Origin of the sequence: Flavobacterium phragmitis (genome assembly GCF_900112575.1) — a bacterium.
Lineage (GTDB): Bacteria > Bacteroidota > Bacteroidia > Flavobacteriales > Flavobacteriaceae > Flavobacterium > Flavobacterium phragmitis.
Genome location: NZ_FOMH01000021.1, coordinates 37,000 through 58,137 on the forward strand (window position 1 = coordinate 37,000; position 21,138 = coordinate 58,137).

Annotated in this window: 13 protein-coding genes; all 13 read left to right on the forward strand. The window is 35.0% G+C overall.

Annotation, left to right across the window (positions count from 1 at the left end):
- Positions 1 to 4: 4 nt before the first annotated feature.
- A complete protein-coding gene (locus tag BM289_RS25100; RefSeq protein ID WP_091499331.1) occupies positions 5 to 1,861 on the forward strand; it encodes a RagB/SusD family nutrient uptake outer membrane protein in 1,857 nt (618 codons plus the stop codon).
- Entirely contained in the window at positions 1,851 to 3,803 is a 1,953-nt protein-coding gene (locus tag BM289_RS25105; RefSeq protein ID WP_091499363.1) for a family 10 glycosylhydrolase, read from the forward strand. The genes BM289_RS25100 and BM289_RS25105 overlap by 11 nt, the downstream gene beginning before the upstream one ends.
- A 5-nt stretch (positions 3,804 to 3,808) precedes the next feature.
- Positions 3,809 to 5,662 (forward strand): hypothetical protein, encoded by a 1,854-nt coding sequence (locus BM289_RS25110; protein ID WP_167365506.1) that lies wholly within the window; start codon positions 3,809 to 3,811, stop codon positions 5,660 to 5,662.
- A 117-nt stretch (positions 5,663 to 5,779) separates the two neighbouring features.
- Complete coding sequence (locus BM289_RS25115) at positions 5,780 to 6,910, forward strand: glycoside hydrolase family 10-like protein (RefSeq protein WP_091499336.1); 1,131 nt, start codon at positions 5,780 to 5,782, stop codon at positions 6,908 to 6,910.
- 6 nt (positions 6,911 to 6,916) lie between these two features.
- On the forward strand, positions 6,917 to 7,816 hold the full coding sequence (locus tag BM289_RS25120) for a hypothetical protein (protein WP_091499339.1): 900 nt from the start codon (positions 6,917 to 6,919) through the stop codon (positions 7,814 to 7,816).
- Between the two features lie 48 nt (positions 7,817 to 7,864).
- Positions 7,865 to 9,169 (forward strand): hypothetical protein, encoded by a 1,305-nt coding sequence (locus BM289_RS25125; RefSeq protein ID WP_143102130.1) that lies wholly within the window; start codon positions 7,865 to 7,867, stop codon positions 9,167 to 9,169.
- A 1-nt stretch (position 9,170) separates the two neighbouring features.
- Positions 9,171 to 11,414, forward strand: a complete 2,244-nt coding sequence (locus BM289_RS25130; RefSeq protein ID WP_091499344.1) for a GH92 family glycosyl hydrolase — start codon at positions 9,171 to 9,173, stop codon at positions 11,412 to 11,414.
- Positions 11,415 to 11,752: 338 nt separating this feature from the next.
- Positions 11,753 to 14,074, forward strand: a complete 2,322-nt coding sequence (locus tag BM289_RS25135) for a glycoside hydrolase family 20 protein (protein WP_091499347.1) — start codon at positions 11,753 to 11,755, stop codon at positions 14,072 to 14,074.
- Between the two features lie 17 nt (positions 14,075 to 14,091).
- Complete coding sequence (locus BM289_RS25140) at positions 14,092 to 14,985, forward strand: hypothetical protein (protein ID WP_091499350.1); 894 nt, start codon at positions 14,092 to 14,094, stop codon at positions 14,983 to 14,985.
- A gap of 25 nt (positions 14,986 to 15,010) precedes the next feature.
- Positions 15,011 to 16,111: a DUF4434 domain-containing protein gene (locus BM289_RS25145; RefSeq protein ID WP_091499352.1), complete on the forward strand. Its 1,101-nt coding sequence runs from the start codon at positions 15,011 to 15,013 to the stop codon at positions 16,109 to 16,111.
- 42 nt (positions 16,112 to 16,153) lie between these two features.
- Positions 16,154 to 17,539 carry a sugar porter family MFS transporter gene (locus tag BM289_RS25150; protein WP_091499355.1) on the forward strand — a complete coding sequence of 462 codons (1,386 nt, stop codon included), beginning with the start codon at positions 16,154 to 16,156 and terminating at the stop codon, positions 17,537 to 17,539.
- 218 nt (positions 17,540 to 17,757) lie between these two features.
- On the forward strand, positions 17,758 to 19,032 hold the full coding sequence (locus BM289_RS25155; RefSeq protein ID WP_091499366.1) for an MFS transporter: 1,275 nt from the start codon (positions 17,758 to 17,760) through the stop codon (positions 19,030 to 19,032).
- 293 nt (positions 19,033 to 19,325) lie between these two features.
- Positions 19,326 to 20,459 carry a serine hydrolase gene (locus BM289_RS25160; protein ID WP_091499358.1) on the forward strand — a complete coding sequence of 378 codons (1,134 nt, stop codon included), beginning with the start codon at positions 19,326 to 19,328 and terminating at the stop codon, positions 20,457 to 20,459.
- Positions 20,460 to 21,138: the final 679 nt, after the last annotated feature.

Here is a 21,138-nt window from a genome sequence, read left to right on the forward strand (position 1 = left end):
CAAAATGAACTTAATCAGAAAAACAATAGTAGGATTAGCCCTTGTTATCGGGTTTGGATCTTGTGATGATTATCTTGACAAAGAGCCTTTAAGTGATTATTTGTCATCTAACTTTTATAATAATGAAGCGGCAATAAAACAAGGAGCTAATGGTGCTTACCAAGGTTTGTATATGGAGTCAAGCCAGCTACCTTTTTTTACTTTGTATGATATGTACACGCCAATGGGTATCGAGCGAGCTGATAATAGTTCAATCGGTGTGAACAATATTGTTCTTGAAAGCAATTTTGTAGTAGAATCACAATGGGCCAATTTTTACAAAGGTGTAGCAAGAGCCAATACTGTTTTGGAGGGATCTGCTCCTTACATTAATAGCTTAAGTGATAAAGCCAAACAATATATTGCTGAGGTAAAGGTTATTAGAGCCACTCATTATCACTATTTAACAGCATTGTACGGAGATGTTCCATTTTTTACCAAATCGGTTACGCCAGAAGAACAAAAAGCAATTGCCAGAACGCCTTGGACAGAAATTGTCGATTATTTATTGAATGATTTAGAAGAAGCTAGTACACAATTACCATGGCAGGCTGATGAGTTTGGAAGAATTGACAGATCATATGCTCTAGGATTAAAAGCTAGAATGGCTTTGTATGCTGGATCTTGGTGTAAAGAAGGTTTTGGAGAGAAAGGAGTGAAAGATCCTGCTAAAGCAGCTGTTTATTTTGATATTGCAGCTCAGACAGCAAAACGTATTATGGCAGAATCTGGCAGAGCATTGGATCCAAACTTTGATGATTTATTTACAAGAGCGGGTCAGTTGACGCCAGCTGCGAAAAAGGAAAATATTTTTGCACTGGCTTACTCAGATCAGGCATCAAAAAAGACACATTATCAATCTTTTGGAGAAATTGCTAGAACCGTTGGTGGTCAATCTGGTAGATTTCCAACACAGTTGCTGGTAGATACCTATGAAATGGCTAATGGAAAAAGAATTGATGAAGCAGGTTCAGGGTATGATCCTAAAAAGCCATTTCTAAATCGAGATCCTCGTTTAAAACTTACCATTTATACACATCAAGATCACATTATTGCAAGTTCTGGAGGAGTTAAACAAAATATCTTAATGGAATTGTATAAACCAACAACTTTATCATTTGATGCTGCTGGTAATTCAACATCGATTTCAAATCTAGATTATACTGGCTCTGTAGCACAATATGGTTACATTCAAAGCGGTGTGGGATATTTATGGAGAAAATACAATTATTTTAATGACGAGATTGTTTCTGAGCCATCTTATAATATTTTAATGATGCGTTATGCTGAAATTTTATTGATCTATGCCGAAGCAAAAATTGAATTAAATCAAATTGACGGTACAGTTAATAGTGCTATCAATGAAGTAAGAAGCAGAGTCAATATGCCTGGAACAACATCATCAGATCCTGTAAGACTTAGACAATTGGTGCGCAGAGAACGTAAAGTAGAATTGGCAAGAGAAACGGGTTTGCACTTTTTTGATATGAGACGTTGGAGGACTGGAGCTTTAGAAAATGCCGAAAAAACGTATGGATTTCCATTGGCAACTGGCGTAATTCCTGCTTCGGGTAATAATCCAGGTACTTATCCTGACGGTTATACTCAGGTAACTCCAGATATGGTTCCAACCTATGGAGGTGCTGGATCTGCCAGAGATTTGAACGATTTAGCACTTTATGCTGCATACGGAAGCAAACTACGCCAAAGAGATGCAGACAGACCTAATAACTGGAAAGACAAATACTATTTATGGCCAATCCCGCAAACAGAAAGAAATAAAGCACCATGGCTTTCTCAAAATGATGGATATGGACAATAATCGTAAAACAAAAAACACAGTGAAGAATAGTTTGGTTTATTTATTCTTTTTATTTTGTCAGGTTGGGCTTTTTGCCCAATCTGATAAAATTACTCTTGAGGCCGCGAGCTCTGATCCAACATTAGTGGTAAGAGGGAACGAATTGAGTGTGGAAAGTGTGAATCAGTTTGATGACAAAGTTTTCATCAAAACGACAGATTCAAAACTTGATTTTCCTATAACTGGAGTTTTAATTGACAAAAATAATCTGGTGATTGATGTTTTTGTCAATCAGCTAATAGATTGCTCTAAAATAACAGATGGAAATTATTTAGTGGCGGTACAAGTATCAAAAAATGCAGCGGCAGAATCTTTTTTCAAGAGTCATTTTAAAAAGAAGGATGTTGTCAAACTTAGAAAAAACGGTAACATCTCAAACTTGAAAGAGATTTTGGGTCATCAGTCGGCGCAACTTAAAATTGATCGTGACAAATTTACTACTGTTTATGAAAAGCAGTTTATTGTGAATTGTGAATTGATCAATAAGAGTGCAGGAAATAAGTATCAGGTTGTTGTTTCCAATCAAAATGGACAAAAGGCTATTCAAAATAAGTTGACTCTAAATTGCAAACTGCAAAAAGGAGTTAATTACATCAATATTGTTCTTTTAGAGAATTCGCAAAAAATAAGCGAGGAAAATCTGGTTGTTTTTTGTAAAGATAAAGATGCAGCGGAGTCGAAAATTAAAGTGTTGTGGATTGAACAATTTCCTAATGCAAAGGTGTTGACGAATCGTGTAGCTGTTGATTCAATGTTGAAAAACGCTAAAATTGCTGGGTTCACACATTTGGTTTTAGATGTAAAAGGCCCGGAAGGTTATGTTTCGTACAGAAAAAACAATTTGTCGCACAGTCCTTATTTTACCAATACTTCAAACCCGAATAAAAAGATTGCAGATGATGGGTTTGATTTGCTTGGTGAATTGACAGATGGAGCAAAAAAGAGCGGATTTAAGATGTTTGTGAGTTTTAATTTCTTTACGGAAGGGAATGTAACTACTCAAGATTATGCGGTTTTAAAGTCACATCCTGAATGGGAAGAAATGGTACAGCGTCCAGAGGACAAAGGTCAGATTTTAAAAATTTCAGAATCTAAAGTAGGTCAGGAAGCCAAACAAGGAAAACGTGTTGCATTGGCATTTGTTAATCCTGCAAATCCTGAGGTAGTCGATTTTCAGCTTTTGCGTGTAAAAGAAGTTTTGGATAATTATGCAGTAGATGGCATCGTTTTGGACAGAACCCGTTTTGATAATTTTTATGCTGATTTTAGCGAATTGTCAAAAAATAAATTTGCAGAATATCTTAAACAAAAAGGCAAAAAACTAGATAATTTTCCAAATGATGCCTTTAGTATTGATAGTGAAGGTAAGATGGTTGAGGGTAAACATTTTATAGATTGGATTACTTTCAGAAGTACATTGATCAAAGATTTTGCTTCTAAAGTAAGAAAGGTAGTTAATGAATATAAAGCTTCGGCAAAACCTAATCTTCAGTTGGCAGCTTATGTTGGTTCTTGGTATGAAACCTATTATCAAAATGGCGTAAACTGGGCTAGCAGTACATTTAAGTACAATCCTGTATTAGGATTTCCAGAGTCAAAGTTCTATTCAGCTGAATATTCAAAAACTAGCTATGTAGATAATTTAGATTTTATAATGATTGGGACTTACTATAAAACAGATAAAGAGATAGCAAAATATGTGACTTTAGGAAATATTTTGTTAGATGGAAAAATACCGGTATCTGCCTCATTAAGTTTACCAGATTTGAATGATAGTGAAAGAAGAATCGCTATTAAATCGGCATTTAAAAATTCTTCAGGGCTTATGATTTTTGATTTATGTTACATTAACTGGCCCGAATTTTTAGATCAAATCAAAGGAATACAGACAATAAAAAATTAATTAGTATGATTTTAAAAACAAAAAATAGTATAAGCATGTTAGTGTGCTTATTTATAGGGATACTGCTTTTTTCGTCTTGTGAAGCAGATAAAGTTGACAATCGTGCTTTTGAAGGCGCAAAAATTGTCGCTCTTAAATTGGATGGAACATTGTATACTTCTACAATTGACGGTTCAAATGAAATCAAAGTGGTTTTAAAACCAGGACTTCCTCTTACCGCTATTAAAACAGAGGTTTTGGTTGCGAATGGTTCGTTAACTGATTTTGAAAATAATGTGCCACACGATTTTACAAAACCAATAGATGTTACAGTAAAAGGTGAGGACGGAAATGTATCAAAATGGAAATTAATTGTACAGTCACCGCCAAAATTGAATTATCTAGAAGTGGTTGGTATGACTATTCCTCAGGAGAAGGTACATTTTGGAAAAACGACAATTATTGTGGAGATTCCATTAGGTACAAATGTGTCAAATTTGACGGTTAACTACACATGGGTAAACGGAACAATGACTAATTATACCAATGGAAGTACAAAGGATTATACAATCGCATTGCCAAATAAACCACCATTTAAAATGGAAGTTTTAGGTGCTGATGGTGTTACTAAATATTATTACGATGTGATTTTTACATCAGATCCTGTTGGTCCGGCTACAATTCAATCAATGGTTATCAATGATATTTTAACTACTCAAATGGTTATTGTAGATGCTGCCAAGAATATTGTGCAACCTGTTTTACCTTCATTGACAAATTTAAAAGCAGCAACTGTACAAATTAATCCTGGTTACGGATGTACTATTGATCCAGCTTTTACAGGAGCTAATATTGATATGCTGCAAGGATTTAAAGTGAAAATCACAGGAACTAATGGTGTGGAAACTGAGTTTACAGTGAAAAATGCACTTATTGATCCAACATTAGTTTTCGCCAGAACACAAGCACAACTGCAATTAGCTGCAGATGCAGGTTCTTCTGCAGCCTTTTCAAATGGGTCTGTATTAGTAACTTCACATTCTATGGCAACTGGGGCTACTCTGACTTATGGTATTAATGCCTATGATTTAAGCGGTAATTTTGTAAATGGATTATCTAAAGCAGGTACAAATTTTGATAACGGTGCAGTAACTGGTATTCGTAAAATGGCTACTGATGCAAACGGTAAAATTTTAGGTGTACAATTAGGTGCTGGTGCTGCTGCAACTACTGCTTTAAAAATTTTCAAATGGAATTCTAAAGATGATACAGCTCCGCAAGCTTATATTAACTATACAGGCACTTCACTTGGATTAACTTACGGCCCAAGAGCTGCCGGAATTAATATCTCAGGATCGTTAGACGGAGATGCAGTAATTACTGTGGGTATGGCTCAAAAAACAGATGTACTGGTTTGGACTGTAACTAGCGGGGTTTTAAATCCAACACCTACAATTAAGGCTTATAATTATACTGGAACAGGTTATTATTATAGTATAGAGCCAAATGATGCTGGATTTGTAGGTATAGCTTCAGGAACTAATTTTAATGGGATAAACTTGTTGAGCAGTTCAATGGTTGAAAGTGCAAAAGTTAACGGAATACCAACTTCAGATGGTAGAGTTTTTACATACAAAGGGCGTAAATACTTGGCAACAGTTATAATTCCTGGAGACAATAAAGCAATTTTCAGAATGTTTGACATTACTGATTCTTCGCAATCTACATTAGATAATCCAATTATGAACATTGTTTCAACCACTGTAGCTACGAATGCTAACAGAACGGTTGATGCTGATTTTGCTGTAATCAATGGCAAGCTTCATGTTGCTTTCCTTGCGACAAATGATAAACTGGCAGTATATAATCTAGGATTCTAAAAATTATTTAAAGAGGCTGTATCAAATAACAGCCTCTTTATTACTATTTATAATGTTTGATAATTGAGTATCAGTATTCGAAAAAGCGGACATTAAATATTTTGATACATTGATATTATGAAAAAGTTTTTGATTTTTTTAAGCGCGTTAATTGTTTCTTGTACTTCAAGTAATGATTATCCGCCAGTACAGCCAGTAGTAAAACCTACTGTTGGAAAAGGAATAAAAGGAGTTTGGGTAACCAATGTTGCCTCTCCGGCACTTAGCTCAGCTGCTAATATTAAAGAAACTGTTAGGGTTTGTAAAGAATCTGGAATTACAGACATTTACGTGGTGGTTTGGAATAAAGGAAGAACACTTTATCCGAGTGAAATCATGAATAAAGAATTTGGCATTTCAATTATGGAAGGATATGAAGGAAGAGATCCTCTTCTGGAAATGATAACTGAAGCGCATAAAGAAACAATAAAAGTACATGCCTGGTTTGAATACGGATTTGCGGCTTCTAATAATCAGCAGGGAGGAGTTATTCTTAAAAAGTACCCTTTATGGGCTGCTAAAGATAAAACAGGTGCACTTTTAACTTCAAGCAGTGGATTTGAATGGATGAATGGAATCAATCCCGATGTTCAGAATTTTATGAAATCTCTGATTCTAGAAGTGGTAAAAAAATATGATGTAGACGGCATTCAGGGCGATGACAGGTTACCAGCAATGCCAATTGCAGGAGGTTATGATGATTATACAGTACAGCTTTATAAAAGAGAAAAAGGTGTAAATCCGCCAACGAGTGAAAATGATGCTACATGGAAAGACTGGAGAGCTAATAAACTCACAGAATTTTTAGGCGATTTATACAAAGCTGTAAAAGCGGCAAAATCTACTGTAATTGTTTCGATGGCGCCCAGCGTACACCCATGGGCTAAGGATAATTATTTGCAGGATTGGCCAACATGGCTGGATAAAAAGTACTGCGATTATGTAATTCCTCAGATTTACCGTTACGATTTATCAGCCTACACTCAGACCTTAAAAGCGCAAGTGGGGTACGTTAAAAACAGTGCAGATCTTTCAAAGTTATATGCAGGAGTTTTAATTCAATCTGGAACTTACAATGCAACAAATCAATTTGTAGAACAGATGGTAAATGAGAACAGAAACAATGGTGTAACTGGAGAAGCATTCTTCTTTTTTGAAGGATTAAAATACAATTCAGATTATTTCACTAAAACATATCCAAAAAAATAGTATGACATGAAAAGACAATATATTTTAAAGGCATTTTTCATTACGGCAGTCTTTGTGTCAAGTATTGCTTATATGTCATGCTCCAGTGATAGTTACGAGCCTGTTCAGCCTGTTACGAAAAAAAGTCTGGAGGAACAGATTAAAACAGGATTTATTGATGAGGTATTGCCTGCTACAACAAGTCCTTGTTTTCAGGGAGCCTTTTATCGAAAAGCAATGTCTAGCCAAGATTACTGGCTTGGAATTAAAGGAGAATTTATTGTTCCTACTCTTATAAATGACCCGGACAGAGTTAACCCGGCAAAACCAGCCCAATATCTTGATAATGCATCAGTTTATCTTGGAGGAACTTCTGACGGACAGGAAACAGATATTGGATTGACGTGGGAAGTAATCAAAGATGATAATGGTGTTGTTAGTGCAGACAGAAAAGCCTTCAGACCATTTTTGAGAAGAACGGCATATAAGTCTGAAGAAGCGGCTTTATATAAAAATGCACCTGCTGAAAAAAGATATTACTGGTATCCTGGTGAAACTGTCACAATGAGTGTGCAGGTTATTAGTGCAAAAAAAATTCGTTTTATAGTTGACGGAGCAGGAAAACACTATGAAGAAGATTTTGATGTTGCAGGATATCAGCCTGGTATCAAAGCAGTTTTTAAAAGAGTGAATGCGATAGATCAGGTATCGAATGAAGGGAAACCTGTTCAGGCTACAAAAGCAAAAGTGACAGGCGGAAAATGGAATAAAGTAGTTTTATTTAGAAAAGTTGATGGAGTTATTTATGAAGCGCCTATGAGCACTAAGCGTTTCACAGATATGAGATGTCCGGCTCCTGCTAATTTTACTGTTACAAAATTTGCAACAGATGATTCAGAGTCAATTGATATTATGGGAACTCCTTAATAATTAAGTGAAAGCTGGTCTTTTAGATTGCTTATAACAACCTATAATATGCCCCAAATAAAAACGACTGTCGGGCAAAATACTTGCCCGATGGAAGTTTTTAATCAATTAAAATTAATTTTTGAAAAAGTTTTACTAATGCGTCTAAAAATATTTTTATCGGTTTTGCTTCTGACCGTCTGCAATATATTTTCGCAAGAGGTAACGTCTTCATTTGCTTCTAAAAAAAGCAGAGAACATCTAATGATAAAACTAAAAGATTCGATCATAAAAAAAGAAGCAGACCATTTTTTTAACAATCAAAAAGTAAATTGGAACGCCTATTCTTGGGCTACAACTTTGATTATTGATGATTCACCACAAAATCATGCAGTCCTGAAAAAAGCATTAAAAGAGTACAAACAATTCTCAAAATCTGAACTGCAAAAAGTATTCGAATCAGTTTTTGCCTGTTTTCCACATGATTTTGTTGATGAGGTTACTGTAATTGCAGAAAACGAAACTGAAAGTGAGAAGGTTTTTGCAAGTGCTGTTAACTATTTAGCCCGAAACAATAAAGATGTTAGTTATTTATTAAAAACAAAATTCAATAATAACGATAAACCCATTTTACAAGCTTTAAGAAATCAGTTTCTAACAAGTTACAAACCGATTTCTTTTAAAGAATTGAAAAAATTAATTGAATTTAATTCTAATAAAAAAATCAAGTTTTTGTATTCAGTACAGCATCAGAACAGGGATAAAATTGGTAAAGTTTTTATTCAGAATGAAAATGGAAAACTTGTCGGAAAAGAAAGGAAAATTATGGTAATCGATCAATTGGCGAGAAGTGCGACCAATCTTCCAATGTATATTACCAATGGAAATACTCCAGTTGGATTATTTCGCATAAATAATTTAGCCGTTTCAGAAAATGTATTTATTGGGCCAACAAAAAGTTTTGCTACTTATATGCCTTTTGAATGTTCGGCTGATTTGTTTTTTAATGATTCAACAAAAGACTTCTCTTTGACTAATTATCTGTCTTTTTTTCCAGGAGAAATGAGGAATAATTTGAGTTTACAGCAATCGTATTGGGCAGGAAAAGCAGGAAGGTCAGAAATTTATTTTCACGGTACTACCATTGATCAAAATTTATATATTGGCAAAGAATTCTATGGACAGACACCTTCTCTGGGATGTCTCTGCACAAGCGAGATTTGGAATGATGATGGAAAACTTATTAGCAGTGATCAGCAGAAATTAGTAGATGCATGGATGCAGTCAGGAAATGAAGATGGTTATGCGTATGTTTTAGAACTTAATGAATCAGACTGGAAAATGTTTGAAAAAAATATAAATACATTATTATAAAATGAGAAAAATTCTTCCAATACTGTTACTCGCTTTTTTGAGTTCTTCAGTAAAAATAACAGCTCAAAAAGTGCAAAACCTGACCCAATATGTAAATCCATTTATTGGTACTGGCGGACATGGTCATACCTTCCCCGGAGCAGTAGTTCCTTTTGGTATGGTACAGCTAAGCCCGGATACTAGAACGTTGGAATGGGATGCCTGCAGTGGTTATTATACAGATGACAACAGTATTTTAGGATTTTCACACCGACATTTGAGCGGTACCGGAATGACCGATTTTGCAGATTTTCTTTTTACTCCTTTTTCTGGTAAACTGCAATTGGAAAAGGGAAGTCTTAAAGAATATTATCCGTTGAATTTTTCACATAAAAACGAAAAAGCTTCCGCTGGTTTTTATACTGTGAATTTTGATAATGGCATTAAAGCTTCAATGACAGCGTCAACTCGTGTTGGATTTCATGAGTATAAATTTCCTTCTAAGGAAGCAGGAATTATTATTGATTTACATCACAACTTACACAATCAAAAGGTTTTGGAATCTTCAATAGAAATTATCAGTGATACCGAAATTAGAGGAATGCGATTAACAGAAGGTTGGTCTAAAAGAGATTATGTTTATTTTCATGCAAAATTCAATAAACCTTTTAAAGCTGCATTGTATCAGGATAACAAAGCAGTATCTGGCAAACAGTTAAAAGCAAATCATATCAAAGCTGTTCTTTACTTTGAAAATCCTGAAACGGTACAAGTAAGAGTTGGAATTTCTCCTGTTGATGAAAAAGGGGCATTACAGAATCTGGATGCCGAAATTCCAAACTGGGATTTTAATAAAACGAAACAACAAGCAACAGCATTATGGGAAAAGCAGCTGGAGAAAATTAAAATCGAAGGCGGAACAAAAGAACAAAAAACAATTTTTTATACAGGATTGTATCATGCTTTTATTCATCCGTCAACTTATTCAGATGTGGATAAAAGATACCGCGGACAAGACCTTAAAATTCATACGCTTTCTTCAGGAACCTATTATACTGTTTTTTCGCTTTGGGACACCTACAGAGCACAAATGCCTTTAATTGATTTAATCAGTCCTTCAAAAACAAATGAATTTATTAATTCGCTTCTGCTAAAATACCAACAGGGAGGTTTATTGCCAATGTGGGATTTGGCCGCAAACTATACAGGAACCATGATTGGTGCTCACGCTACATCAGTAATTGCAGATGCTTATACTAAAAATATACGTGGTTACGATACCGAGTTGGCTTACAAAGCCATGTTGAGGTCGATACCGTATGATACAACTGGAGTAAAAGTAAATCATCCTGCAATTTGGGAGTGGCTGATGACAAAAGGGAAAAAATACAACGAGGAAATGGGCTTTATTCCGGCAGACAAAGATGTAATTTATGCTACTTCAAGAGGTTTGGAATATGCTTATAATGACTGGGCATTGGCGCAGGTTGCCAAAGACATGGGAAAAACAGAAGATTATAAATGGCTTTCAGAACGTGGCATGCGCTACAAAAAATACTATGATAAAGAAACAGGTTTTATGCGTGCTTTGGATAGTAACGGAAAATTTATTGGCCCATTCAATCCTTCCTTTTCAGATCACATGAACAGTCCTTATTGTGAAGGAAATGCCTGGCAGTGGACATGGTTTGTACCTCAGGATGTTCCAGGATTAATAGATTTAATGGGAGGGAAAAATGCCTTCGAGAAAAATTTAGATGCCCTTTTTAATACTACTGCAAAAGTCGAAGGTTCTGAAGCATCTGCAGATATTTCGGGATTAATCGGACAATATGCACACGGAAATGAGCCTAGCCATCATATAATCTATTTTTATAATTATATAGGTAAGCCATACAAAACACAAGAATTGGCTGATAAAATCATGAAAGAGCAATACCGAAACGCTCCAGATGGTTTAAGCGGTAATGAAGATTGCGGGCAAATGTCGTCTTGGTATATTTTAAATGCCATAGGTTTTTATCAGGTTGCTCCAGCAGATCCAACTTACACGATTTCAAGACCATTATTTGATAAAGTAACTATCAATTTGGAAAACGGAAAAAAATTGACGGTAAGAACAATAAACAATTCTCCTCAAAATAAATATGTAGAATCAGTGACTTTGAACGGAAAAACATTGAATTCTTTATTTTTTACGCATGATCAGATTGCAACAGGTGGAGAATTGGTTTTTAAAATGACGAATAAGATTGTGAAAAACTAAAATAAAACACACTTAATCTGCCAATTCTTCCGCTAAAAATTTGCTCGCAGATTTAGCAGATAGGCAGATAAAATGTAGACACAGATAAACAGAATTAAAATGATTGGAAAAAAATCCGCTGAATCAGCCGAATCTGCGGGCTAAAAAAAATATCGCAGATTTAGCAGATTGGTAGATAAAATATAGCCACAGATTAAGAGGATAAAAAGATTAGAAAAAATCTGCTTGATCTGCAAAATCTGCGGGAGAAAAAATCCTTCCAATCTTTTTATCTCGATAGCTATCGGGAGTGGAAAAAAAGCAAGCAGTATGTTTTAATTCATAAAATATATTTAAACATGAAAAAGTATATTATTTTTATTGTTCTTCTTTTTGGAGTTTTCCTGCTTTCAGCACAGGAAAAAAAGTATGAGATTTACAGAACAATTCCATTAGCGCAAAACATAAATTCGGTTTCAGGAAAACCATTTGTTCTTTCGTCAAAAACAAAAATTTATTCTCCAAAAAATGATAGCGGTTTAAATCGAATTGCTGTTTTTCTGTCAGAATATATTGAAATTGCAAAAGGAATAAAAGTTCAAGTTACAAATTCGCCTCTTAAAGAAAATGTTATTGTTCTAGAAAATAGTTTAAAAAGCAACAATTCAGAAGCTTATACTTTTGATGTAAATCAAAACAAAATCAATATAAACGGAGCATCAAGTGCTGGAACTTTCTATGGTGTTCAGCTATTGCGTAAAGTATTGCTTGAAAATGAAGCCAAATTACAAATCGAACTTCCTGCCGTTGCCATTACAGATTACCCAAGATTTGCTTATCGCGGTATGCATTTAGATGTTGCCCGTCATTTTGCATCGGTAGAATTTGTTAAAAAATATATTGATTTATTGGCTTTGCATAACATCAATACTTTTCATTGGCACTTAACAGACGATCAGGGATGGCGCGTAGAAATCAAAAAATATCCAAAATTAACTCAGGTTGGAGCGATAAGAACTGAAACACAAGTAGGGAAACAGGTTGGGGTTTATGATGGAAAACCTCATGGAGGATTTTATACACAGGAACAGATTAAGGAAGTTGTAGCTTACGCTCAAAAACGTTTTATAACGACTATTCCCGAAATCGATTTACCTGGTCATATGGTTGCTGCATTGGCATCTTATCCGGAACTGGGTTGTGTAGGAGAAGGGTATGAAGTATATAAAAAATGGGGAGTTTCGGACGATGTTCTTTGTATTGGAAATGAAAAAACGTTTACTTTTTTAGAAGATGTTTTTACAGAATTAATTCCGCTTTTTCCTTCCAAATACTATCATATCGGAGGTGATGAATGTCCTAAAAAAAGATGGGAAAAATGTCCTAAATGCCAGGCTAAAATTGCAGAATTGGGGCTGAAAAAAGACAGCCAGCATAGTGCCGAAGAAAAGCTTCAGAGTTATTGCATGTCCAGAATTGAAAAATTCTTAAATGCAAGAGGAAAGCAGGTAATTGGCTGGGATGAAATATTGGAAGGTGGTATTGCTCCAAACGCAACCATAATGTCATGGAGAAGTTCTCAGGCAGGAGTTGATGCCGTAAAACAAGGACATAAAGCGATTATGACACCAAGCTCACATGTTTATTTTGACTATTACCAAAGTACTGATGCGGCTTCAGAACCACTAGCAATTGGCGGTTTTATCAACATGGAACGTGTTTATTCCTTTGAACCAATTCCAAATGGACTAACTCAAGAGGAGAAAAAATTGGTTATTGGTGCACAGGCAAATCTTTGGAGAGAATATATAAATACTGATTCCCAGACAGAATACATGGTTTTGCCAAGACTTGCTGCTTTAAGCGAAGTAGTCTGGATGGAGCCTGAAAAAAAGAATTATGGTGATTTTTTGAATCGATTATCTGGTTTTTTGAAAATCTATGATAAACTGAATTACAATTATGCCAAACATATTTTGGAAGTTTCTCCAGAATACAAAGTCGATACAGAAAACGGTCAATTGATTCTAAACTTAAAAACTTCCAGTAAATCGCCTATTTATTATACTTTGGATGGTTCAGAGCCTACTTTAAAAAGTACAAAATATACAGAAAGTATAATTATAACGAATCCTGTAACAGTAAAAGCGACTGTTATTTCAGAGAATTATACGAGCAAAGTCTTTACCAAAAAGTTTGAATTCAACAAAGCTACAGCAAAACCAATTGTATTAAAAAATGAACCTATTGAGCGTTATCGTTTTAATGGCGGAAAAACATTGGTTGACGGAAGAATAGGAACGACGGCATTTAGTACCGGAGACTGGATAGCACTTTACAAAGATGATTTTGAAGCCACTATCGATTTAAAATCCATCCAACAGATATCAGAAGTGAGTATGAACACCTTTACATCTCCAAACGACTGGATTTTTGGTCCTAAAGAGTTTCAGGTTCTTGTCTCTGCAGATGGAATAAATTTCAATCCAGTTCATAGTGAAGATTTGAAAATTGCCCAAAAAGGAGATGGTCCTAAAATTATCAATTTGAAAGCTGTTTTTACTTCACAGGATGCAAGATATGTAAAAATCAAAGCACCAATTTTTGAACAGATTCCAGAATGGCATTATTCTGCTGGACAGCCGACATTTTTGTTTGTAGACGAAATTACAATTAACTAAATACCATATAAATAACCATGAAAAACAGTTGTTTAATTCCATTATGTACTCTCTCATTTATACTTTTTTTGGCCGGTTGTCCGGAAAGCAATTCTCAGTCAAAAGCAGCTAAAAAAATAAGTATAGAAAAGCAGATTAAAACCAAATTTGAAAATGAAATATTGCCTCCGGCTTCAAGTCCATGTTTTGCTGGAGCCTATTACAGAAAAGCATATTCGAGCAAAGATTATTGGCTAGGAATAGGAGGAACGGTGACGTTGCCGGTTATAGCATACGATCCGTCAAGAACCAATCCTAAGAAATCGGGTGCCTATTTAGACAATGCATCAGTGTATTTAGGAGGAAATTCAGACGAACAGGAAACAGATATTGGTTTAACCTGGGAAGTAATTCGTGAGACAGATGGTTCTATAAGTAAAGAACATAAAGCATTTCGTCCATTTTTGCGTCGCACGGGTTATAAATCAGGGCAAACTGCATATTATATGAATGCGCCAGCTGAAGCTAAATATTATTGGTATTCGGGAGAAACCGTTACAATGAGTCTTCAGTTGATTGAATCCAAAAAATTGAAATTTATTGTTGAAGGAGCCGGAAAAAAGTACGAACAAATATTTGATGTTGATGGTTATGACCCGACAGTTATGGCACAATACAAAAGAGTAAATGCAATCGATCAAGTAGCAAATGAAGGAAAACCAGCTCAGGCTACAACAGCAAAAGTAACTGGTGCCAAATGGGTAGAAGCTTTTTTGTTTCGTTCTGTAGATGGAAATGTAGTAAAAGCACCCATGCATACGAAACGATTTACAGATATGCAATGTCCTGCCAAAAGTCACTTTAAATTGAGTTCTTTTGGCGAAAGTGGCGAATCAATTGATATTTTTGGTTCAGATAAAAAAAAAAAATAACTACTAAGCTATAAAAACATAAAAAATGAAAACCAGAAGAGATTTTTTGAGCCAATTAGGATTGGGAGCAGCATCTGCAATAAGTATTCCGTTATTGAGTTCTTTTGAGAGTGATTCGTCTATAAAAGACATTGAAAAGCCAGGGATAATTACTGATGAACGTCCGGAATTAGTAGTGCCTAAAGGAAATGCATTAAGGATTACAGGAACTTTCTTAGATGAAATTTCACATGATATTCCACATCAGAACTGGGGAGAAAAAGAATGGGATCGCGATTTTGCTCACATGAAAGCTATTGGTATCGATACCGTTATTATGATTCGCTCGGGGTATAGAAAATTCATTACCTACAATTCAGAATATTTAATCAATAAAAGAGGCTGTTATAAACCAGGTGTTGATCTTTTAGATATGTACCTGCGTTTGGCAGATAAACATAAAATGAAGTTTTATTTCGGATTATACGATTCTGGAGTGTATTGGGATACAGGAGATATGACAACCGAAATAGAAGCAAATAAATTTGTGATTGAAGAGGTTTGGAAAAAATACGGACATTACAAAAGTTTCTCAGGCTGGTATTTAAGTGGAGAGATCAGCCGTAAAACCAAAGGCGCTATCGAATCATTCAGAACTTTGGGACAACTATGTAAAGATGTTTCTGGCGGATTGCCAACTTTTATGTCGCCTTGGATTGATGGCAAAAAAGCAGTAATGGCAGCATCTGGAAAATTGTCTAAAGAAGATGCCGTTTCTGTTCAGGAACATGAAAAAGAATGGGGTGAAATCTTCGACGGAATCAAAGGCGCTGTTGATGCCTGTGCATTTCAGGACGGACATATTGATTATGATGAATTGGACGCCTTTTTCTCGGTAAACAAAAAATTAGGAGATAAATACGGACTAGAATGCTGGACAAATGCAGAAACTTTTGACAGAGATATGCCAATTAAATTCTTCCCAATCAAATTTGAGAAACTGAGATTAAAACTTGAAGCAGCGCAGCGAGCTGGATATCAAAAAGGAATCACTTTCGAGTTTTCTCATTTTATGAGTCCGCAATCTGCTTATTTACAGGCGGGACATTTGTACGATCGTTACAAAGAATATTTCGGAATAAAATAGAATGAAGATTATATTTTTAACTAACCAAAGCAACCACAAAAAATGAATCAAAAAGAAAATTTTAAATACATAATCTTCCTATCTGTAATAGGTGCTATTGGTGGATTTCTTTTCGGCTATGACGTAGCTGTTATATCTGGTACTATTGAACAAGTAGCTAAACAATTTGGATTAGATAATGTCTCAACTGGCTGGTATGTTGGTTGTGCTTTAATCGGCTCAATTATCGGAGTTGCTTTTGCAGGAAAGATATCAGATGTTTTAGGACGTAAATGGACGATGCTTCTGGCAGCAACTTTATTTACAGTTTCGGCAGCAGGCTGTATGTTTGTAAACAGTTTTGAAGCTCTTATTTGGGCTAGAATACTGGGAGGAATGGGAATTGGTGTTGCTTCTGTTGTGTCACCGCTATATATTTCTGAGGTTTCCCCAGCACGTTTTAGAGGAACTTTGGTAACACTTTATCAATTAGCTATTACAGTTGGTATCGTTGCCTCTTATTTTGCCAATGCAAAAGTTTTAAGTTTAGCTACTTCTGGCCAATTTGAGGCAGAATGGACAAAAGTTATTTTCCAGACCGAATATTGGAGAGGAATGTTAGGATTGTGTGGCGTGCCTTCTTTCTTATTTTTCTTGATTATCTTTTTTATTCCAGAAAGTCCGAGATGGCAGATTTCTAAAAATAATCTGGAAGCAGCAGAAAAAACGTTAACACAATTATTTGGTGCACAGGAAGCTCAGGAACAAATGGAAAACACAAAGAAATCAATTTCAAATAAAGAAAAGTCAGACTGGAGAATTTTATTTCAGCCGGGTTATAGAACCGCTTTATTTATCGGGATGAGTCTTGCAATTCTTGGACAATTCATGGGAGTAAATGTCATTTTTTATTATGGGCCAATTATCTTTAAAGAAGCAGGAATGGCATCACAGGGATCACTGGATTTTCAGATTGTGATTGGGGTTGTAAACGTACTTTCAACTATTTTAGGAATGTATCTGGTAGATAAAATCGGAAGAAAACAATTAGTATATGTAGGAGTAACTGGAATGTTTGCCATGCTTATTGCTATCGGTGCTTATTTTTATTTACAATTCAACAATCCAAACATTCTGTTGTATTTAATCATTGGTTATATTTTCTTCTGTGCCATTTCAATTTGTGTTGTCATTTGGGTTTTAATATCAGAAATGTATCCAGTGAAAGTCCGTGGGTTGGCAATGTCAATGGCAGGTTTTTCTCTTTGGATTGGTTCTTATCTCATCGGACAGTTAACTCCTGTATTACTAGAATCGCTAAGTCCTGCAATTTCATTTTGGATTTTTGCAGTAATGTGTATTCCATATCTTTTAATAACACGTTTCTACGTACCTGAAACAACGGGTAAATCTTTAGAGGAAATTGAAGATATCTGGATTGCTCATTAATTTAATAAACGTTGACAATAATTTTTTTAAACACATAGAGACATAGTCTTTCATTATCTATTAAAGGCGTTTCACTTGCATAAAAGCACATAGCTATATGTGAGAAACTAGTTTGTTTCATTCAACTTTGCAACAGAAAGAAAAATCTATGTTTCTATGTGTTTCAAAAAACATATATTAATAACTTACTAATCCAAATTATCAAACCAAAACCAATTATGAAATTTTCAAAGCTTGAAGCTAAAGAATCAAAATCAATTCTAAATGCAGCCGTAATTGTAGCGGCACTGGGATATTTTGTTGATATATACGATCTTTTGCTTTTCGGAATTGTTCGAACAGATAGTCTAAAAGATCTTGGAATAACAGGCGATGCCATTCGCAATCAGGGGGAATATCTAATCAGCATGCAGATGTTCGGAATGCTGTTTGGCGGTATATTATGGGGAATTTTAGGAGATAAAAAAGGTAGGATCTCTGTTTTGTTTGGCTCTATCCTTATTTATTCGGTTGCCAATATCGCAAACGGAATGGTAGATACAATTGGAGCGTATGCCTTTTGGAGACTTATCGCAGGAATTGGACTTGCGGGAGAACTTGGAGCAGGAATCACACTTGTAGCAGAATCTCTTCCAAAAGAAAAACGCGGTTATGGAACTATGATTGTAGCTTCTGTTGGAGTTTCTGGAGCCGTTGCCGCATATCTTATTTATGAGATTTTTCAGGACTGGCGTTTATGTTATTATGCAGGAGGAGTTTTGGGAATCTTATTATTGTTTTTAAGAATAAGTATTACCGAATCCGGAATCTTTAAAAAAGTTCAGGAACAAAACGAAGCCAAGGGAGATTTTTTATCGCTCTTTACTAATAAAAAAAGATTTTTTAAATACATCAATTGTATTCTGATTGGAATGCCGCTTTGGTTTTTGGTTGGAGTACTCATTACTTTCTCGCCCGAATTTGCAAAAGCATTAAACGTACAGCAGGCAGAAACAATAGAAGCGGGAAAAGCGATAGCATTTTGTTATGCAGGATTGGTCTTTGGAGATATCGCCAGCGGACTTTTGAGTCAATGGCTAAAAAGCAGAAAAAAAGTGATGTATTGGTTTTTGGTGTTTAATCTTGCCATGATCTTTGTATATCTTTTGGCTGACGGAATCTCAACAACATTATTTTATTTATTGTGTTTAGTAATGGGGGCTTCTGTTGGATATTGGGTATTGTTTGTGACTATTGCAGCAGAACAGTTTGGAACCAACATTAGGGCTACAGTTACTACTACTGTACCAAACTTTGTACGTGGTTCATTGCCTTTAATCATATTAGTCTATTCCTATTTTAGAGATACCATTTTTGATAGCAATATTATTAGTGCAGGAATGGTCGTAGGAACCCTTATATCTCTTATTGCATTGCTGGCATTGTCACAGTTAAAAGAAACTTTTCATGTGGACCTAGATTATTCTGAAAAGCCTGATAAAACATATAGTTAAATTATTTCATTAACCTATTTGAGTGGTTTAAAGGGTTTGGTTACCAATTGCACTAGTTGAATTCAATGCAGCGTTTTTTTAGTAAAAAATCAATTTTACTTGTAGAATATTGAAGAAGACTGTTTTTGGATAATTTGACGGAAAAGGAAGGTAGCAATACCTTCCTTTTTATTATGAGGCTTGAAAAATATAGTTTAATTTTCTGATTCTTTAGAACAGCAATTAATTGAGAAATATTTTGAAAGGAAAGAGAAATTTACCTTCATTTAAATGAATTACTAAAAAACGAAATTATGTACAGATTCCTTTTTTTATTTTACATCTTATGCCTTTTTTCAAATTGTAAAACGCTAAAAAATAACCCAATTAATCAAGTTTTAAAGAGTGATAATAATGCTATAAAAAAAGTGGCAGGTGAGCCTGAATCCTACGAGTTACAAATTATATATACTGCTGTAAAAAGAAAAAACAATGGAAAAGTTGTTTTAACAGATTATAAATTCAACGTTGATGCTTCAAATTATTATTATCCTGCCAGTACAGTTAAACTTCCTATTGCAGTTTTAGCTTTAGAAAAACTGAGCAAGATGAAAGGCGTTGATGTAAACACCGTTTTTGATGTTAATAATGGTGAAAGTAAATTTTCTTTTTCAGATGATTTGCGTAAAATCTTTGCAGTAAGTTCAAATGAAGCAAGCAATGACTTTTATGAATTGATGGGACGTGACTATATTAATCAAGAATTAAAGAATAAAGGATTAAAAGAAGTCCGTATCGCGCATCGTTTATCAGCTCCAAATTCAGGAGCTTCAGAAACAAAAAAGATTAGCTTTTATAAAAATGATGGTGAGGGAATTACTATTCCAAGTGTTAGCGACAGTAAAATTACACCTTTGAAAATCAATAAAATATTAAAAGGTAAAGGATATTATGAGAATGGTAAACTAGTTAATGCGCCAATGGATTTTAGCAATAAAAATTACCTTCCGCTAGAAACACTGCACGGCATTATGAAAAGAATTATTTTTCCTGAAAATTTTTCAAAGAAACAACGTTTTGATTTATCACCAGAAAATAGAGAACTTCTTTTGTATGACATGCAGAATTTACCCAGAAATGCAGGTTATGATCCAAGCGAATATTATGATGGTTACTGCAAGTTTTTTATGTTTGGCGATACCAAAGGAGCTATTCCCAGCAACATAAAAATGTACAACAAAGTTGGTGATGCTTACGGAACATTAGTAGATTGTGCATACATCGTAGATGAAGTTAATGAAGTAGAATTTATAATCAGTGCAACTTTATTGATAAACGAAGATCAAATTTTCAATGATGATACTTACGAATATGACCAAATTGGATTACCGTTTCTAGGAGAGCTTGGAAGGGCTTTCTACGATTTGAATTTGAAGGAAAAAAAGTGAAATCATCATATAGGTATTTCATTATGTTTTTTTTGGATATATAGGAGTAAATTCTATTTCTAGATTCCGACAGGTTTCCAAAATCTGCCGGTTTTGTTTTTTTATACATATATATAATAGTGTATTCCTATTTTCTGGTAGAGACGCACCGCAGTGCGTCTACTGTGTATAGCGGATATGAGATAAGAAAGACGTGCAACTGGAAATTGGAATTTAAGTTTTCAGGAGCATTTTCCTGCTATCCGCTTCACACGAGCGATAGCGAACTGACGAAGTAATCTTTTGCTTTTTAAAGGAAAAAGCAAAAGGATTTCTCCCGAAGCTTCGGGACTATCGGGGCTAGGGCAGCTGTTTTGAGAAGAAAATTCCGGAAGGAAAAGACGTTTTCACAAGAAATCGAATTAAAAACCCAGCACCTTTGCGTGTTTTCGATGTCAAAAAGGGCGGAAAACAGGCTTTGTGGCTTGGCGCCTTTGCGGCAAAACAAGATAAATAATGGTCAAACGAGGAAAAACCCCACAAGGGAAGAAAAAACTTCAAGATGTAAAGGGTCGGTTACCAGTGTGTTAAGAAAAAGAATGAAAAAAAGTCAAAAAAACATCCGAAAAAAGCTTGCGGAAGCGGAAAAAGGTTCTACTTTTGCACCCGCAACAGCGAAAACGTTCACAGCAATACTGAC

Bases quoted from the DNA above. Each gene is read 5' to 3' on its own strand.
- BM289_RS25100 (WP_091499331.1), top strand. From the start codon at position 5: ATGAACTTAATCAGAAAAACAATAGTAGGATTAGCCCTTGTTATCGGG.
- BM289_RS25105 (WP_091499363.1), top strand. From the start codon at position 1,851: ATGGACAATAATCGTAAAACAAAAAACACAGTGAAGAATAGTTTGGTT.
- BM289_RS25110 (WP_167365506.1), top strand. From the start codon at position 3,809: ATGATTTTAAAAACAAAAAATAGTATAAGCATGTTAGTGTGCTTATTT.
- BM289_RS25115 (WP_091499336.1), top strand. From the start codon at position 5,780: ATGAAAAAGTTTTTGATTTTTTTAAGCGCGTTAATTGTTTCTTGTACT.
- BM289_RS25120 (WP_091499339.1), top strand. From the start codon at position 6,917: ATGAAAAGACAATATATTTTAAAGGCATTTTTCATTACGGCAGTCTTT.
- BM289_RS25125 (WP_143102130.1), top strand. From the start codon at position 7,865: ATGCCCCAAATAAAAACGACTGTCGGGCAAAATACTTGCCCGATGGAA.
- BM289_RS25130 (WP_091499344.1), top strand. From the start codon at position 9,171: ATGAGAAAAATTCTTCCAATACTGTTACTCGCTTTTTTGAGTTCTTCA.
- BM289_RS25135 (WP_091499347.1), top strand. From the start codon at position 11,753: ATGAAAAAGTATATTATTTTTATTGTTCTTCTTTTTGGAGTTTTCCTG.
- BM289_RS25140 (WP_091499350.1), top strand. From the start codon at position 14,092: ATGAAAAACAGTTGTTTAATTCCATTATGTACTCTCTCATTTATACTT.
- BM289_RS25145 (WP_091499352.1), top strand. From the start codon at position 15,011: ATGAAAACCAGAAGAGATTTTTTGAGCCAATTAGGATTGGGAGCAGCA.
- BM289_RS25150 (WP_091499355.1), top strand. From the start codon at position 16,154: ATGAATCAAAAAGAAAATTTTAAATACATAATCTTCCTATCTGTAATA.
- BM289_RS25155 (WP_091499366.1), top strand. From the start codon at position 17,758: ATGAAATTTTCAAAGCTTGAAGCTAAAGAATCAAAATCAATTCTAAAT.
- BM289_RS25160 (WP_091499358.1), top strand. From the start codon at position 19,326: ATGTACAGATTCCTTTTTTTATTTTACATCTTATGCCTTTTTTCAAAT.